Here is a 17,295-nt window from a genome sequence, read left to right on the forward strand (position 1 = left end):
CAACCTCATCTAGGAAAAGAAGCGGGTCGACTGCAGCCTGTCCCACCAGGCGAGCAACAGTCGATCCACGGACTGTTGAGCCGCCAGCCCCAGTTTTTCCGGCAGACTCTTTTTATGTACAAAGGCCACTTCGTAGATATCGGCGTCCTCCAGCTGGGCGGTGATGTATTCGTCGCTGGTCTGCAGCTCATCCACCAGTTTGCGCTCGAGGGCGCGCTGCCCAAACCACACTTCGCCGGTGGCGACCTCGGCAATATCCACCTGGGCGCGGTGCTCCGACACAAAGGTTTTGAACAGATCGTGGGTATCTTCCAGGTCTTCGATAAACTTTTCCCGACCCTTGTCGGTATTTTCGCCGAATACGGTTAAGGTGCGTTTGTATTCACCGGCGGTCAGCATCTCGAAATCGATAGCGTTTTTCTTTAACAGGCGATGAAAATTCGGCAACTGCGCCACCACACCGATAGAGCCGATCACCGCAAAAGGCGCCGCCAGTATGCGGTCGGCCACACAGGCCATCATATAGCCGCCGCTGGCGGCCACCTTGTCGACACAGACCGTCAACGGAATATTATTTTTGGTAATACGTGCCAATTGACTGGACGCGAGGCCGTAGCTGTGCACCAGACCGCCGCCGCTCTCCAGACGCACGACCACCTCGTCATCGGCGCCGGCGAGACTCAGCACGGTGCTGATTTCCTCTCTCAGGCTGGCGGTTGCCGACGCCTTGATATCGCCGTGAAAACTCAGTACAAACATACGTTTCTTGTGTGGCGCCGCCTGGTCTTGCGGTGTTTCTTTGAGCGCCTTTTTGGTGTCGGCTTTTTCTTTCTTGAGACGTTTCTTCTCGGCTTTTTCTTCAGTTTTGAGCTGTTCCGGCGGCAACACCGCCGCTTTCAATGCGTCGCGCATCGAGGCGTAGTTGTCGTTGATCTTGCTGACTTCAATATGGCCTTTTTCCTTGCGCTGCCCGCGCTGTCCCGCCGCTACGATCAGCGCCACAATAACGCCCACGGCCACGACGACAGTTACCGCTTTGGCTAAAAACATCCCGTACTCTGCTAAAAACTCCAAGATATCACTCCGCTATTGAATGGCCGTTGACGGGTCCGCGCTCGCCGACCGTTTTTACTACTCTCACGTTACTTCTACTACGTTACTTTTACTACGTTACTTCTATTACGTTACTTCTATTACGTTGCTACTATTGAGTCACTGCCAACGAGTTACCGCATCTTTCGCCGGATCATTCAGCGGGCGCGCCAGCAAACCGGTGTGGGACAGTGTCACCTCGAACAGGGCGCCGTCCTCCATGGGCACAAATGCGGCGTTGCCATAGACGGCGTCGATCCAGGGCAGCGTCGAGGTGCTTTGATTCAGCCACGCCCACAAATCAATGCCATAGGGGCTTTCGGTCAGGGCATAGACACTGCGCTTTGCATTGCGTTCGTCTTCCAGAGAGAAATAGCGCCCGCTGATACGATCGAGCCGGTAGCCGGGTTTGATGCCGAACCCGGCCAGCGCCCCCGACCATTTGACCAGACGGGCATCCAACTGCCACTGGTCACCGTAGAGTTCGAAACGCTGCTCATTGCCGTCGCCATCCACCAGCGTCGCATTATATTTTTGCGATGCCACTTTTTCAAAACTGATCGTGGCGAGGGATTTTTCCGTCAAAATTTGTTGGTAGCTGAAGATATCGAACGCCATTAAGCCGATCAGCAGGCCGACCGACAGGATACCCAAACCGAGCATGCCGCGCAGCCACCCCAGCAGCCAGCCTCTATGCAACAGGACCCGGGCGGCACCAAGCAACCCCACTAACCCCAGTAAGATAAAGACGATCGCTATTGCACTGTAGAACATGGCCAACCCTTATTTGCGTTGTTTCGCTTGCGCCACGAAATCCTGAATCAGTTGGCCCGAAAGCGTACTCGCTGGCGGCACCGAGGGCAACCGGTCAAACCGGAACCAGTGCGCTTCTTCAATCTCCTCGTCGTCCACTTCTATCTCCCCGCCGGCGTACTGGGCGTGAAAACCCAGCATCAGTTGGCCGGGAAACGGCCAGGGCTGGCTGCGAAAGTAGCGGGGATTGCGGATATCGATACCCACCTCCTCCTTGACTTCGCGAAACAGGGCCTGCTCGGCGCTCTCGCCCGCCTCGATAAAACCCGCCAGCACGCTGTAATAGCCGGCCGGGAAGCGGCTGTTGCGGGCCAGCAGGCACTCGTCGCCGCGGGTAATAATGGCAATCACGCAGGGCGCCAGGCGCGGATAGAACTGCAGGTCGCAGACCCGGCACAGCTTGGCCCGCTCGGCGTCGTGGGACTCGGTGGCGCCGCCGCAACGGCCGCAAAAGCGGTGGTCATTGTGCCAATTCAAGACCTGTTGCGCGCGGCCCAGTACCTCAAACAGAGCGTCGTCCACGCGGCCGAGAAAGCTGCGCAGACCAAACCATTCCAGCTCGGAGTCGGGGTATTCGCGAGGTCGGGCTTCCAGTACATGGCAGGGCTGCCCGTCCAGCAGGCCCAGAAAGTGTTGACTGACTACGCTCAATTGCAGCGCCGTGTATTCCCCGTGACTGAATGGCACCCAGGTCTTGCCCCGCCGGCTGAGCAACCGGCCGCCGGCCATTACGATAAAGCAGGCGCCTGCGCTCGGGGGCTGGGGGTTGCTCGCCGGGACAAAGTCTATCATCGGCCCTACCGCACCTTGTGCCCCAGGGCGGCAAGGCTCTCCTCGGCAACTTCGAGCACGGAATCATCGGCCTGTTTGTCGGTTTTTACCGCATCGAGATAATACTCCAGGCTGATTACCGCATCGGCGAAGGTCTCCAGCAACTGTTGCAACGCCGCAGGTTTGTCGTTAACCATCAGGCTCTCTTCGATAAACCTCACACAACTGGCAACCACGCCGCCGGCGCGCTGGAAGTCCATCACCACCATGCCGCCGCGCACCGCATTGAGGGTGGCCGCCACATTTTTAATATGACCGCGGTCATAGTTGGACTCGGCGAAGGAGTTCAACGCCCGCTTCACCAGCGACAGCCCGGCTTCAGCCTCCTGGATCACTACCATTTCCGCCTCTGCCAGTTGATTGGAGGCAATGACCTGTTTGCGCGCCATCTCATTGGCCTGCGACAGTTTATCGTCGGACAGATTCAGTTGATCCAGGCCCGACACGGTGCTCTCGACATAGAGTAGCGTGTCGGCAACATCGAGCATGGCTTTAGCGTCGGCGGTTTCTCCCGCATCCCGCCAACCCTCGACTTTGGTGATTTCCTGCTTGAGGGTTTGGCTGGGCACAGCCAATCCCACGACGGCCAGTATGTCGGCAACCTTCTTCAGGGTTTTAATCAGCTCTTCAAATTCCGACACCGTGGCAGTGCCGCCCTGCGAGGCCAGCTCGAGGATTTCTTTGGTGCTGCGCAGCTCGTCTTTCAAAACCGCCGCCACCGAACTCACGGTGCTGGCGCTGGGCCCCTGCATGGCCTGGCGTTCCCGCGCCAGTTCCGCACCGGTATAGGGTAATGGCGTGTACTTGAAGGCATCGCGCACCTGGCGCACGGCGGGGTCATCGTTAGCGGCAAGGGCGGAGAGATAGACCAGTTCGGTCAGCAGACTGGCGTTGGGTTCCACATCGAGAGCGGCCTGCCCGGACTTTTGCACCTTTTTGATTTGCCGGTCGACCCGCCCAAACAGCATTTTGCGCGACAGCGTCAGCTCCAGTCCCTCATTCGCCAGTACCTGCAGCGCGACGGCAGCCACCCACCACAGTTTGCCGAGCGGACGGTCACCGGTGATGGCATCGAGCCGCTCCACCGCCCGCTGCATCATACCGAGAGAGGCTTTGACCTGTTTTTCCTGCAGGGCACCGACCAACCCCACCTGGTACATATGACGCAGGCGCCGGCTCAACGCCTCGAGGTCCTCGCCGAACACACTGCTGCTGCGGTTGGCGGACCGGCGCTCGACGTTGGTGCCGACCTGGAAGAACTGGCTCTCCGGCAGGGGCGGCGCGCCGCGCACCCGGCGCAGGTCATTGATGGGGGAAATCAGCAGCACCGGCAAGCCCCGGCGGGTTTGCTGCGCATATTCCAGGTACCTGGGCAGGATGAAAAACGAACTGGTCATGACGCTGAGCTGCTCGTCGATGTCGTCTTCGGTACCCAGGGTGATTTCGTTGGCCAAAGCCAGCAGCTCCTTCGCCAGCAGGTCGGCGCCCTGCAACTGGATCAGATTCAGCGTGCCGGTAATCTGCTGTATACCCTCAATACAGGCCTGCAGCAGCTCACCGTTTTCCCGGTCGCTGACAAACTGTTCCAGCTTGCTGGCGGCCGACTCAATGGTGGCCACCAGTTCATCGCGCACCAGGTTTAAAGAGGTTAGATTGACAGTTTCGGTTTGCCTCACAGCTGACTTCCTTCGAACGTGTGCCGACTTTATTTTTGCCTTTTATCTTGGTCAGGGGCCTCTTAGGGCTCTCGCGGCTAATTATGCACTAACTAATGGTGCCGTGGGATATAAAAAAAAACTTTATTTTTCGGCAGCTTAGCGTAAGAACCTGCGATCTTTCGTGAATTTAGTCTTGTCGTCTAAATATTCATCGAATTGTTCAAAACCCACTCAAATTCGCAGTCTTACTATAGCCGGTTATACCCAAATGACGTTGTGCCAGTTGAGGGTCTTACTTATCAGCCGCCTGATCTTATTGAAATACTTGAAATTATTACCAATCAAGGTAGTTTCTGCCCCGGATTTTTCCAGCGCCGATGCACGACGGTGACCCAGGTCGAGCTGAACTGCAGCGACGGTAAGGCAGAAACGAGAGGAACCTGTGCCAGGCTGTGAGGTTCACTGGCAGCTGATAACAGCCAGCAGCGTAATGATAAAAGATATCTGGAAAGCGTTTTAGGCGACGGCGTCCGTGTCTGCGACTGTTTAATCAACGCGATTCGAGTCCGGCGGCGATAAGCCTAGCAGTAAGGACTAAAACCCATGGCACAAACCCTGAGCCAAGCACTATCCCGCAGTTTTCTCGGCCAGGCCGCCTTTAACTTCTTTTGCCGACCTCGGCGCTGGCGCCGCTCATCCGGCTGTCCTAACGGCGCAGGATGTAGATGGCACTGCTCTGCACGATTGTACTTGGCCGCCCGCATCCAGCCGACCGCATCTAGCCGACCGCATCTAGCCGACCGCATCTAGCCGACCGCATCTGATTGCAACCACAGACAGTTGCCGCCACTGGCCTGCTCGAGGGCGGCAAGTTTGTCCCGATGCGCGGCCAACTCGCCGGCCGCGGCCCGAATAACCGGCAAGCGCTCGCGCTCCGGCCCCAGGCGTCGAATACCGGTGACGCCCTGCTGCTGGCCATCGCTTTGCTGTCCCCCCAGCGACAGCGCGGTCTGGCCGCCGGTCATCAACAGATAGACATCGGCCAGAATCTCGGCATCCAGTAGCGCGCCGTGCAGGTCACGCTGGGAGTTGTCCACCTCGTAGCGCTTGCACAATGCGTCCAGGTTGTTCTTCTGGCCGGGGTGTTTCTGTCGCGCCATCACCAGCGTATCAATCACCGAACAGTGATCGGCGACCGCGCCATAACCGCGATCGAGCAATTGCAGTTCGTGGTTGATAAAGCCGATATCGAACGGGGCGTTGTGAATAACCAGCTCCGCACCTTTGATAAACGCCATAAACTCTTCGGCGATGGTGTGAAACAGCGGCTTGTCGGCGAGAAATTCATTGGTAATGCCGTGCACCTCGATCGCACCTTCATCAACCTCGCGCTCGGGATTGATGTACTGGTGGTAGTGGCGCCCGGTCAGGCGGCGGTTAACCAGTTCGACACAACCGATCTCGATGATCCTGTGCCCCTGGGACGGCTCCAGGCCGGTCGTTTCGGTATCCAGAACAATTTGACGTGTCATAAGTCGCCGGTCCGCTAGCTCAGTTCATCGATGCCGCGATTGGCAAGTTGGTCGGCAAGTTCATTTTCGCGGTGGCCGCTGTGGCCCTTGACCCAGTGCCAGTTTACCTGGTGGCGGCTGACTTCGGCATCCAGGCGGCGCCAGAGGTCGGCGTTTTTCACCGCCTGCCGGGCGGCAGTCTTCCAGCCGTTGCGCTTCCAGTTGGCCAGCCACTGGGTGATGCCCTGGCGCACATATTGTGAGTCGGTGGTGAGTTCGACCTGAGTGGTCTGTTTCAGACTTGCCAGCGCCTCGATGGCTGCCATCAGCTCCATGCGGTTGTTGGTGGTGTGCTGTTCGCCGCCATAGAGCGATTTTTCGACATCACCGTGGCGTAGCAACGCGCCCCATCCCCCCGGACCGGGGTTGCCCCGGCAGGCGCCATCGGTAAAAATTTCAATGGTTTTCAATCGGTTTCGGTCCCTGTGGTTGTATGAAGTAAGTTGTAAGAATAAGTTGTACGTCTAGCTTGTACGACTGTGTTGTGCAACTGTGGATTTGCGGCTACCGGATTGCGGCTGCCGGTGTGTGACGTCTGCCGGCGCTGTCTCATCAACAGATTGAGTCAGGACACTAGAGGACGGCTTGCCCGCCGTCAAGCGGACAATGGGATTGACGTTGCTCCAGACCGGGCGAATCGGTGTCATGGCGGCAATCTCCTTGCGCGCCACCACGCAGTAGTAAGCCCCGCCGGGGAAGTTTGTGGCGTGTCCGAGCCGCTCCATCCAGCCCAGTCGATCCAGAAAGCTGGCCCGGGCCAGCGGCGGTCGATAAAAACCGTGCTCCACACTGATCGGCTCAAAATCCAACAGTCGCAACCAATCCAGCAGGCGTCCCAGGCGCAGCGAGTGGTAGCGCCAGTGTTGTTTGCGGTTGAGCAGTTGCGCAAACGGCTTGCACATTCCCATCACACTCCAGGGGTTAAAACCCAGAATCACCATATGCCCGCGCGGGATAATGACCCGCGAGGCCTCGCGCAATAACTGGTGCGGGCGCTGGGAGTATTCGAGGACGTGATGCAGGAGCACCACATCGATGGACTCCGCCGGCAGCGGCAGGCTGTCCAGTTCCGCTCGCCCCTGGATGCGGGAATCGTCGTTCAAATCGCCGGGCGTCAGGGCAAAGCGGTGATTGATGGTGCTGGCGGCACTCAGATCGAGCCGGCGGCTGATACTGAGTTGCATCAGGTGGTAGCCAAACAGGCAGTTGAGGGCCCGATCCACCGATGCCTGTTCCCGTTCCATTAGGGCGCGGCCGAAAGGGGAATCGAGCCAGGACTCCAGCGCCGCTATGGCGGCGGACAGCGGTACGATGCCGTGGCGCCGCCGGGCCCCTGTTTTGATCGCTCGCAACCAACCTGCTGTCATACTAGCCGCAACCCATTGATTCGCTTGATTTGATAGTCGGCCCGCTGTCACCTGCACGGCGGTCAAAGAATTCTACCCGCCGTCGTGTCGCCGGTTACCGCGCCGACTGCTCGTCCGCCCGGCCATCAATCTACCAGGCCCACCCCGCCCGCGCCACTGAACCGCCACCGCTGGCGCGGGACAGCTTTCCGGGCCGACCGGGCTGTACCCGCACCGGTCGGCCTATTATTATGAATCCTTCGACATCCAACAACAGTGAGCGATCGATGTTGCAAGTCCACCCCATTCCCGCGTTCGAGGATAACTATTTCTGGTTGTTTCACCAACAGGGGCAACGCCAGGCCTTTGTGGTCGATCCCGGCGCCGGGCAGCCAGTGCTGGCGGCATTGGCCGCCCGCGATCTGACGCTGGCCGGTATCCTGGTCACTCATCACCATGGCGATCACACCGGTGGTATCGGGCAGCTTTTGGCCGCAGGCCGGGTGCCGGTGTACGGTCCGCCGTCCATTGCCCAGGTCAGCCGGCCACTGCGTGAAGGTGACTGCCTGACCCTGGCCGAGGGGCTGGAATTCGAGGTTATCGAAGTCCCCGGCCACACCCTCGACCATATCGCCTACTTTGGCCACGGCGGCGATGCGCCGCTGTTGTTTTCCGGCGACACCCTGTTCGCCGGTGGCTGCGGCCGGCTGTTCGAGGGCTCGGCGGCGCAGATGTTCGACTCTCTCGGCAAGCTGGCGGCGCTGCCAGGGGATACCCGGGTCTATTGTGCCCACGAATACACGCTGGCCAACCTGCGCTTTGCCCTGGCGGTGGAGCCGGACAATCCGGCGCTGCAGGCGCGCTTCACCCGCGAGCAGGCCAAGCGCCGGGACCAGCACCCCACCCTGCCCTCGACCCTGGCGCTGGAACTCGCGACCAACCCGTTTCTGCGCAGCCACCAACCGTCGATTATCAACGCGGCCCAGGCGCATGCCCGCGCCACCCTGGCCGAGCCGGCCGAGGTACTGGCCGCGGTAAGGGCCTGGAAAGACGGTTTTTGAGCGGGAACCACCCGGGTTTACACTCATTTGCGCTGCACGCCGTTATCCCGGCTGCAAAGTGCCGGTCGACTGCTATCCGGTCAGTTTTTTGCGGCATCTCCTGACCAATTGTTGACCGCTTGTCAGCTTGTCCTTAAAATCGCGGGAATTTTACGGGTGCCAGTCGCTGAGAAGAACGCGACGTTAAATGGAAGAATCATTGATGAAGAAGCCTTTATGAAGAGTCATTACAAAAGCCACACAAGAAGCCCTCAAACCCGTTTTCACATCAGCCTCTTCGTTTTACTCACCAGTCTCCTCAGTGGTTGCAATCAGATTCTTCCCCAACCGGAAACCACACCGGCGGCGATACCGGAGACGGTGCTAGCGCCAGCGCCGGTGGCGCCGCTGGCGCCGGCGCCGGAGTGCGAAGTAACGGCGCCGACACTGGCTGCGTTCGAGCCCGAACATCACGGCAATCTCTGGGACCGCCTGCGCGCCGGTTACCAGTTGGATGTCGTTATGAACGAGAGGGTCAAGCTGCATCTGGACTGGTACGCCCGCCACCAGGGCTATATGAACCGCATCAGCGAGCGGGCCAGCCGCTATCTGTTTCACATCGTCGAGGAACTGGAGGCCCGTGAACTGCCGCTGGAACTGGCCCTGCTGCCGATCGTCGAAAGCGCTTTCGATCCCTTTGCCTACTCCCACGGGCGCGCCTCCGGTATGTGGCAGTTTATCCCCGCCACCGGGCGCCAGTACGGGCTGGAGCAAAACTGGTGGTACGACGGGCGCCGCGACATCGAGGCCTCCACCCAGGCGGCGATCAATTACCTGAGCGACCTGCACCGGCGCTTTAAAGGCGACTGGCTGCTGGCACTGGCCGCATACAACACCGGCGAGGGCAATCTGCAACGGGCCATTCGGCGCAACCGCCGCCAGGGTAAAGCGACCGACTTCTGGGCCCTCAAGCTGCCCCGCGAAACCCGCGCCTATGTGCCCCAGCTATTGGCGCTGGCGGTACTGGTGGGAGACCCGGCCCAACATCAGATCAGTCTCAAGGAAATACCCAATCGCCCTTACTTCACCCGGGTCAATGTGAATTCTCAGATTGATCTGGCCCAGGCAGCGACACTGGCGGAAATCGATATCGACGAACTCTACCTGCTGAACCCGGGTTACAACCGCTGGGCCACCGACCCCCAGGGTTCCCACCACCTGCTGCTGCCGGTCGCCGAAGCCGAACGCTTCAGTGCCAAGCTGCAGGCACTGCCCCGGGACGAGCGAATCGGCTGGGAGCGCTATATCGTTAAGTCCGGCGACTCGCTGCTGATTATTGCCAGGCACTTCAACACCAGTGTGGAGTCGCTGAAAAAAGCCAACAGCTTGCGGGGCAATGTGATTCGAGTGGGGCAGCCGTTGCTGATTCCGGTGGCGACCCAACCGGCCAAGCACTATGCCTTCAGCGCCGACCAGCGCCTGCGGCGCAAGCAGGCCCGCTCCCGCGGCGGCGAGGGGACGGCTCGGGTCAGCTACCGCGTGCAGCCCGGCGACAGCTTCTGGAAAATTGCCCGCCGCCACAACATTCAGGTGAAGGACATCGCCCGCTGGAACGGCATGGCACCCAAGGACCTGCTGCACCCGGGTCAGGAGTTGGTGCTCTGGACCCGGCCCGGTCGCGAGGCCCAGCGTCCGGTGGCCCGGCTCGACAACCCGGTCATTCGCAAGGTAGCCTACCGCGTCAGGCGCGGGGATTCCCTGGCGCGCATCGCCGGCAAGTTCAATCTGTCGGTCAAGGACATTCTCAGTTGGAATACACTTAACAAAAGCAAGTATATTCACCCGGGACAGTCGCTGACCCTCTTTGTCGACGTCACCCAGGTCAACTGAGCCCGCCAGACCGTGCCCGGGACACCGGGCTCCCGGCTCAGGCGTCCTTCTGTGTCAACATCCCCAGGCTGATGCCGGTCTGCAGTGTGAAGTGGCGAAAGCTGGCAAACTGGTCTTTATCCAGCTGGCCGCCTCCGTCGCCGCGGTCGGCGTAAAACAGGGCTACATCGCGGTTGGCGATACGCACCACCGATAGCAGTGCCGGCCGGCAGCCTATCAGGCGCAGCATATCCGTCGAGTACAGGTGTCGCGACTGGCGGTCGGGGCGGCGGTTGATCCATTGCGCCTCGCCGGTGTCGATCACATCCGTGAAGATATTTTCGACCTGTTTATCGATCGGGAAGTCGAACTTTTGCCGCCAGCTTTCGGTGCCCTCGCCCAGCACATAGCGAGCCTTGATACGCTGGCGCTGGAAAAAACCGACCATCACCCGCTCCAGTCCGATACCGCGGTGCATACCTTCGAGCACCATTTGAAATACCGTATTCACATCCAGCCCCTCGGCCAGGGCATTGGACAGCTCGCGCAGAATGTTCAACTGCAATTGCGGATCGGCCTCGATCCGCGTTCTGGCCGCGGGCGGATCGCTGAGTTCGACAGTGGGAATCAGGTGGCAGACCCGGCTGGCGCCGTAGCTTACCGCCACCGCCGCCGCTTCGCCGGCCACCGCCATAACCATTTTGCGGGCCTGCTCCAGGTCAATGCCGGCGTAGTTGGCCACCTTTTGCAGCGTCGCTGTCATTTCCGCAGAGTGCCAGCCATAGAGCGCCTGCTGGCTGATCTGGTCACCGAGCCGCACCGCCATAATCTTGGCCGATACCGACTTGGGCGGATAGAGCGCCTGCTCCAGGGTGTCGCCGAGCTTCCAGACCCGGGCCAGCCCCCTTGTAATGGCCCTGAAACTGGTGCCCAGCACCGCTTCAGTGGCCTCATCGTCCGGCATTTGCCCCGCCGGCACCTCGCTGTCCAACTGATCGGCGAACTGGGCGCCGCAGGCCCAGAAGCACATTTCCCCCAGATGGTAAAGCAGTGCGGCGATAAACACCTCCTCCTGCACCTGGCGACCGGCACGGCGGACCAGGTTTTTTGCCTGGGCAGCCGCGTGAAACCCCCGCGCCATCCCCGCCAGCAGCCGTTCGCGCGGCTCCTTGCCGAGCAGGGAGTCAATGACCATCAGGGATATGCAGGTGGCTCGGACACCGGTGAAACCGATCAGCACGATGGCGCGGCTGACTGTGTTGATAGGAAAGTTGGAGGGGTTGTACTGCACGCTGTTGGCGATACGCAGCACCTGGGAGGTCAGGTTGGCATCCTTCAGGATCACATCCGCCAGTTGGTTGACTTCGGCCTCGTCGCTGCCGGTGAGTTCATTCAGTTCTCTCACCACCTGGGCCAACACCGGCATATCGATCCGACTCAGGCGTTCCACCCAGGCATCCACACCTTTTATTGACATAGTATTCCAACCCGACGTTAACGGCTGTGGGCGCGCCCCACTACTCTAGTGTAGTGCATCGGGCCCGCACCCAGCGGCGGGCTGCGACCGCCGTCAAGCGCTGAGCCGGTCGATGATGGCCTGCAATTGTACCGCGTGATTGGTGAACACCCAGTCGACATCGCGGTTGACCTCGCGAAACAGCGCGCGCCGGGAGCGGATAAACCCAGTGCCCACCGCCTGGCCGGCACTGCGATGCCTGTGCAAATAGGCCGCCGACAGCAGCCAGAAATGTCCGGTGATGCCTTTGAAGCCGCTGTCGATGGCCTCCTGGCTGAGACGCCGGAGGTTCAACTCCGCCACCGGCAGCAGGGCGCGGGGCGAGACAAAATCCAGGTAGCGGAACAGCGCCGGGTTCAAACTGAGAAAATGGTAGTCGCGCTCGGGTACCAGCGGCGCAAAGATCTCTTGCAGGCGGGCAGTCTGATGCGGCGGATCGGGATAGGTCTCCTCTTTGATTTCCACCATCAAATGCAACCTGCCGCCGTAGCGGGTCACCACATCGGCCAGGGTCGGGATCAACGGCATGGCCTCGCGCAGTTGAGCCAGGGTCAGCCCGTCGATACGCTGGTCACTGCCGAACAGGCGCCGGCCATCGGGGTCGTGGAACACCACCGGCTGCAGGTCTCGGGTCCAGCGGACATCACATTCAATCCCCCACACACCCCGCGCCAACACGGCATCGAAAGCCGCCAGGGTATTTTCAAACACCCGGATATTGTCGTGCTGGCCGCGGTGAGAGACCAGTTTACAGCGGCGCAGTTTTGCCGCCGCCGGCTGCGGTTGGGGCAGCAGCGCGAACCAGAGGTCCACCAGCGCCAAGGCCGCGCGATCCAAGCCAAAAGATATCGCCATCAGCCCCTGCGCCCCGCCTTCACGGTTGCGCCTCCACTTTGATCCAATCCCAGAAAAACTGTACCTGGCGGCCAAGCGCTTCCTTGACCAGCGCCAGGCTGTCGGGGTCGTCGGCACACACCAGCAACTGGTAGCGCCGCATAATGCCGCGGCTCAGGCACTCATCGGCCAGCAAACCGGGATCGTAGGGTTTTACCAGATGCTGCTGCTGCCACTGTTGAAAAAGGGCCACCAGAGCCTCCCGCTCCTGTCCGAATATGGTCTCCTTGACCAGTCGTGCCACCACCGGATTGCGCAGGCTTTCGCCCAGCACGATACGCATAAGCTGGTTGTCCCGCTCGTTGCCGAACAGGCCGAAAAGAATGTCCATCAACTGCGCAACCGCCTGGTCGGCGGTTACACCCGGCTCGATATGGACCAGTGCTTGCGTCATGGGGCCGGGGCCGCAGGCGTCGAGCAAGGCCACCAGAATCGCCTCTTTGCTTTTGAAGTGTTTGTAGATGGACGGCGCCCTGATCCCCACCTGAGCGGCGATCTCCCGCATCCCGGTCTCCTCAAACCCCTGGCGCGCAAACAGGGCCAGAGCGGCATCGAGTATCCTGCTTTGGGTATCGGACATATCCCCTCCGGTGAGCGCAGGCGGTCAAAATCGGTTGCAAGCTAACACGCGTTAGCTTAGGCTTAAAATCGCAGCCGTGACACCCCGGTGCGGCTGATTCTAAGGTAAAACCACAATAAACCTGAAAACAGACCTGAGACAGACCCGGGCGAACCGCCGAGCGGACGTCAATCCGGCCCAGCCCGTATCCGGAGCTAAAAAATGACCGCAAGCTTACTGATCAAAAACGGCACTGTCTATGACGGCACAGGCGCTGCGCCAGTACCGGCGGACATCCTTATCGACGCCGGTAGCATCAAGGCCGTCGGGCCCGCCCTCCAATGCGACACCGCCGAGGTGATCGATGCCCGCGGTCACTGGGTGCTGCCCGGGTTTATCGATCTGCATACCCACTATGACGCCGAGTTGGAGGTGTTTCCCGGTCTGCGCGAATCTGTGCGCCACGGCGTCACCACCGTCGTCATGGGCAATTGTTCCCTGTCGCTGGCCATGGGCGAACCGGCCGATGTGGTGGACCTGTTCGCGCGGGTGGAAAACCTGCCCCGGGAGCTGCTGCGCGAGTGGGTCGGCGAGCGCATGACCTGGCGCACACCGGCCGAGTATTACACCCATCTGGAGCGTCTGAACCTGGGACCCAACGTGGCCTCGTTTCTGGGCCACTCCAATGTGCGTCTGGCCGCACTCGGCAAGCAGCGTTGCCTGCAACGGGAGCCGGTGACCGACGCCGACAAACACACCATGGGCAACCATCTGCAGGAAGCCATCGAGGCGGGCTACCTGGGGATGAGTATCGATATGCTGCCCTGGCATCGTTGGATGGGTTACAAATACAACGGCGCCAGCATCCCCTCCCAGTATGCCCATATGGACGAGTATCGCTACCTGGCCGGCATCCTGCGCCGCCACGGCCGGGTGATGCAGGCCACGCCCAACGCCAACCGCAAAGCGAGTACTCTGTTGCTGTCACTGTTGAGCACCGGGTTGTTGCGCGCGCCGCTCAAGCTATCGATGCTGGCGTCGCTGGACTTCAAGGGCAACCGTGCCCTCGGGCAGTTGCCGGCACTGTTGTGCAGTGTGATCAACCGTCTGGGCAGAGGCAATTTGCGCTTCCAATCCCTCGCCTGCCCGTTCGAACTCTGGAGCGACGGCTACAACACACCCATTTTCGAGGAGTTTCACGCCGGCGCACGGCTGATGAATGCCGATACCCGGGCCCAGCGGCAACAACTGTTTGCCGACCCCGACTGGCGCCGCCAGTTTCGCCGCGAATGGCTGAGCGTATTCAACCGCAGCTTTCACCGCGACCTCACGGAGATGACCGTGGTCGCCTGCCCCGACGCCTCACTGGTGGGCAAAACCTTCAGCGATATCGCCGCAGACCAGGGGTGCGACCCGGTGGACTGCCTGCTGGACCTGCTGGCGGAACACGACCAGAAGCTGCGCTGGTATTCGGTAGTAGCCAACGACAGACCCGCCGTGTTACGTAAAATTTTGAAAAGACCGTTCAATCAGATTGGCTTTAGTGACGCCGGCGCGCACAATCGCAATATGGGTTTTCAGAACGCCCACCTGTGTCTGCTGCGCGATGCCAACCAATACCGCGACGGGCTTTCGGTAGCGGCGGCCATTCACCGGCTCACCGGCGACATCGCCGCCTGGCTGGGACTGGACACCGGCGTTCTGGCAACCGGTAAGCCTGCCGATATCACCGTGGTCGATCCGGCTGCACTGGCGACGGACCTGACCGGCGCCACCGAGATCAACGACCCGCGCTTCAACGGCGACATGCGCATGGTCAGCGGCTCCGGCGCGGCAGTGCGACAGGTAATCGTGCGGGGACAACCGGTGTGCCGTCACGGCAGTTTCTGCGACGATTATGAACAGCGGCCTTTCGGCCGCCTGTTGCGCAGCCAACTGCACTGAATCGCGGTGGCCGCGGCAGCGCTGAAGCAAACCGTCACTGATGGAAATATGACTGGAGACAAACCTTTGATATCCGTCGATACCTGGAAAGCTCACGGCGAATTCACCCGGCTGCGGGGCTACGAAATCTTTTACATGGACACCCACGACCACGACAAACCCACGGTGTTGTTGATCCACGGTTTTCCCACGGCGTCCTGGGACTGGACCAAGATCTGGCCCGGCCTCGCCCAACACTACCGCCTGGTGGCCATGGACCTGCTCGGCTTCGGTTTCAGCGACAAGCCCGATCCCCACACCTATAGCATTATGGAGCAGGCGGACCTGTGCGAAGGGCTGATCGAAAAGCTCCAGTTGGGCCGCTTTCACGTGCTCGCCCATGATTACGGCGATACCGTGGCACAGGAGCTGCTCGCCCGCCAAAACGCCGGCACCGGCAGCGGCAACTGGCTGTCGGTATGTTTTTTAAACGGGGGGCTGTTTCCGGAAACACACCGAGCCCGCTTGATCCAAAAACTGCTGTTGAGCCCGCTGGGCCCACTTATCAACCGGGTCTTGTCCAAACCGGCCTTCGAACGTTCCATGAACAGTGTGTTCGGTCCCGATACCAAAGCCACGCGCGACGAACTCGACGGTTTCTGGCAATTGATCAACACCAAGAACGGCAAACACCTGTTTCACAACCTCATCACCTATATACGTGACCGGCGCCAGCATCGCGAGCGCTGGCTGGAGGCGCTGCGCGACAGCGCCGTGCCCCTGGGGCTGATCAACGGCTCTGTCGATCCGGTTTCCGGCGCCCATATGGTGGCGCGCTTTGAACAATTGGTGGGCAACAATCACTTCATTCGGGCACTGCCCGCCATCGGTCACTATCCCCAAGTGGAAGCGCCGGAGCAGGTACTCGAGGCCTACACGGAATTTTTGCAGCGCCTCAGCACCGCGGAGCCCGAACTCGCAGCCAGGGCATAAAGTCCTGCCGGGCCGGCAATACCGGCGCGGTCAGTTGGAGTATACTTAGCGATTCGCAGCATAATTGCTCTGTCACAACAGCCCGAGGAGTCGAACATGTTTTCAATCAAACGCCTTTGTCGCACACCTGACTGCACCGACCGCCTGCCGCTGTGGTGCGGCCTGTGGCTGCTGTTATTGAGCGGCGCCGCCCTCGCTCAGGACGCCTCCGATACGCTGTGGATCGAACCGGTTGCCGGGCACAAGGAGTCGAAACTGGGGGCGCAGGTCATGAAGGTGGAAAAAGTTGAGGGGGAGGAAGAAGTCTACAAAATACAACTGACGGTCCCGAAAGCGGACACCGAAATCGAGGAAGTGGTGGTTATTGCCAAACCCAACAAACCGAAACTCGAGGCGAAAGCCGCCAGACAGCCTCGCAATTTCGAAATCTATAACCCGCGCGATCCCAACCGCAGCGGTATCATTATCTATCTCGGTAAAAAGCAGGACTTTGCGTTGCGGATCAACTATGAGGAAACCCGGTCGCCCATCGAGCCCCATCTGTTTCCCGAGCAGTGACAGAAGCTTTTACAACAGCCCCAGCTTTTCCAGTTCCGCGCGGTAGTGGGCATTGCGAAACGCCCTCACGTGCGGCTCGTTGAGATTTCGGCGCCGCTCCCCGAGCCTGCGCACCTCAGTGCGACCGGCAGCGTTCCAGCTGTGTTGTCCGCCAGCAGGGTGGGTTGCAATGACACCCGCCGGCCGGTCTGTCAAAGCCGGCGACAACCTGCTTTCGTCGCTGTTGTTTCCGACACAGGGCTTGCCGGTAAAACTGAAGTTGATAATCTGCCCCACTGGCGATTCCCCTCCCCTGAATATGACCTTTAAAGACAGGCGACCTGGAACGACAGGCGATCCGAAACGGCTGCTGCCAGCCAAGATATTAGGCCTGAATTCGGCGTCAACTGTTTATTTCTGGTACGGCTGAACACCCCGCCCCGACAGGAGTGCACCAGATTTGTCACGGCGCGCACCCTCAGTTGCAACACCACCTTTGACGGTCTTAATGAAGCGATCCCGTCCGGGCCAGCCGACCAGTTGTCTGTTGCAACATACCGGCGATTGACTACCCTGGCGGATATAGGGGTAAAATGTGCGCCAATTATCTACTGATATCTGGATAACCTGACCGGCGCCATTATTTTAGTCAA

The 17,295-nt window shown here is 60.1% G+C and carries 16 protein-coding genes; 5 read left to right on the plus strand and 11 right to left on the minus strand.

Annotated features, from left to right (window positions below):
• Positions 1-9: 9 nt before the first annotated feature.
• From sohB to FKG94_RS09390, 7 genes are all read right to left on the minus strand, one after another.
• On the minus strand, positions 10-1,074 hold the full coding sequence (gene sohB / locus FKG94_RS09360; RefSeq protein ID WP_142903953.1) for a protease SohB: 1,065 nt from the start codon (positions 1,072-1,074) through the stop codon (positions 10-12).
• Between the two features lie 138 nt (positions 1,075-1,212).
• Positions 1,213-1,866, minus strand: a complete 654-nt coding sequence (locus FKG94_RS09365; RefSeq protein ID WP_142903954.1) for a cation/multidrug efflux pump — start codon at positions 1,864-1,866, stop codon at positions 1,213-1,215.
• Between the two features lie 9 nt (positions 1,867-1,875).
• Positions 1,876-2,697, minus strand: a complete 822-nt coding sequence (nudC, locus tag FKG94_RS09370) for an NAD(+) diphosphatase (RefSeq protein ID WP_142903955.1) — start codon at positions 2,695-2,697, stop codon at positions 1,876-1,878.
• Between the two features lie 5 nt (positions 2,698-2,702).
• Entirely contained in the window at positions 2,703-4,412 is a 1,710-nt protein-coding gene (locus FKG94_RS09375) for a FimL-related protein (protein ID WP_142903956.1), read from the minus strand.
• A 788-nt stretch (positions 4,413-5,200) separates the two neighbouring features.
• Positions 5,201-5,926: a DNA polymerase III subunit epsilon gene (gene dnaQ / locus FKG94_RS09380; RefSeq protein ID WP_142903957.1), complete on the minus strand. Its 726-nt coding sequence runs from the start codon at positions 5,924-5,926 to the stop codon at positions 5,201-5,203.
• Between the two features lie 14 nt (positions 5,927-5,940).
• On the minus strand, positions 5,941-6,375 hold the full coding sequence (rnhA, locus tag FKG94_RS09385) for a ribonuclease HI (protein WP_142903958.1): 435 nt from the start codon (positions 6,373-6,375) through the stop codon (positions 5,941-5,943).
• A 54-nt stretch (positions 6,376-6,429) separates the two neighbouring features.
• Positions 6,430-7,332, minus strand: a complete 903-nt coding sequence (locus FKG94_RS09390) for a class I SAM-dependent methyltransferase (protein ID WP_142903959.1) — start codon at positions 7,330-7,332, stop codon at positions 6,430-6,432.
• Positions 7,333-7,562: 230 nt separating this feature from the next.
• Between FKG94_RS09390 and gloB the strand changes: the two genes are divergently transcribed.
• A complete protein-coding gene (gloB, locus tag FKG94_RS09395) occupies positions 7,563-8,372 on the plus strand; it encodes a hydroxyacylglutathione hydrolase (RefSeq protein ID WP_246125060.1) in 810 nt (269 codons plus the stop codon).
• A gap of 216 nt (positions 8,373-8,588) precedes the next feature.
• Positions 8,589-10,241: a lytic transglycosylase gene (locus FKG94_RS09400; protein ID WP_142903960.1), complete on the plus strand. Its 1,653-nt coding sequence runs from the start codon at positions 8,589-8,591 to the stop codon at positions 10,239-10,241.
• Positions 10,242-10,278: 37 nt separating this feature from the next.
• Here the strand turns inward: FKG94_RS09400 and FKG94_RS09405 are convergent, their stop codons facing one another.
• From FKG94_RS09405 to FKG94_RS09415, 3 genes are all read right to left on the minus strand, one after another.
• Positions 10,279-11,697 (minus strand): HDOD domain-containing protein, encoded by a 1,419-nt coding sequence (locus FKG94_RS09405; RefSeq protein ID WP_246125062.1) that lies wholly within the window; start codon positions 11,695-11,697, stop codon positions 10,279-10,281.
• 93 nt (positions 11,698-11,790) lie between these two features.
• Positions 11,791-12,591, minus strand: a complete 801-nt coding sequence (locus FKG94_RS09410; RefSeq protein WP_142903961.1) for a glycerophosphodiester phosphodiesterase — start codon at positions 12,589-12,591, stop codon at positions 11,791-11,793.
• A gap of 19 nt (positions 12,592-12,610) precedes the next feature.
• Positions 12,611-13,210 carry a TetR/AcrR family transcriptional regulator gene (locus FKG94_RS09415; protein ID WP_142903962.1) on the minus strand — a complete coding sequence of 200 codons (600 nt, stop codon included), beginning with the start codon at positions 13,208-13,210 and terminating at the stop codon, positions 12,611-12,613.
• A gap of 201 nt (positions 13,211-13,411) precedes the next feature.
• On the opposite strand from FKG94_RS09415, the gene FKG94_RS09420 reads away from it, so the two are divergent.
• The 3 genes from FKG94_RS09420 to FKG94_RS09430 all read left to right on the plus strand — a co-directional run bounded on the left by FKG94_RS09420 (position 13,412) and on the right by FKG94_RS09430 (position 16,663).
• On the plus strand, positions 13,412-15,133 hold the full coding sequence (locus FKG94_RS09420; protein ID WP_142903963.1) for an N-acyl-D-amino-acid deacylase family protein: 1,722 nt from the start codon (positions 13,412-13,414) through the stop codon (positions 15,131-15,133).
• 48 nt (positions 15,134-15,181) lie between these two features.
• On the plus strand, positions 15,182-16,105 hold the full coding sequence (locus FKG94_RS09425) for an alpha/beta fold hydrolase (RefSeq protein WP_142903964.1): 924 nt from the start codon (positions 15,182-15,184) through the stop codon (positions 16,103-16,105).
• Positions 16,106-16,201: 96 nt separating this feature from the next.
• Positions 16,202-16,663, plus strand: coding sequence for a hypothetical protein (locus FKG94_RS09430; RefSeq protein ID WP_142903965.1), 462 nt, complete (start codon positions 16,202-16,204; stop codon positions 16,661-16,663).
• Between the two features lie 9 nt (positions 16,664-16,672).
• Here the strand turns inward: FKG94_RS09430 and FKG94_RS09435 are convergent, their stop codons facing one another.
• On the minus strand, positions 16,673-16,939 hold the full coding sequence (locus tag FKG94_RS09435) for a hypothetical protein (protein WP_142903966.1): 267 nt from the start codon (positions 16,937-16,939) through the stop codon (positions 16,673-16,675).
• Positions 16,940-17,295: the final 356 nt, after the last annotated feature.

It is taken from the genome of Exilibacterium tricleocarpae, from assembly GCF_007004655.1.
GTDB lineage: Bacteria > Pseudomonadota > Gammaproteobacteria > Pseudomonadales > Cellvibrionaceae > Exilibacterium > Exilibacterium tricleocarpae.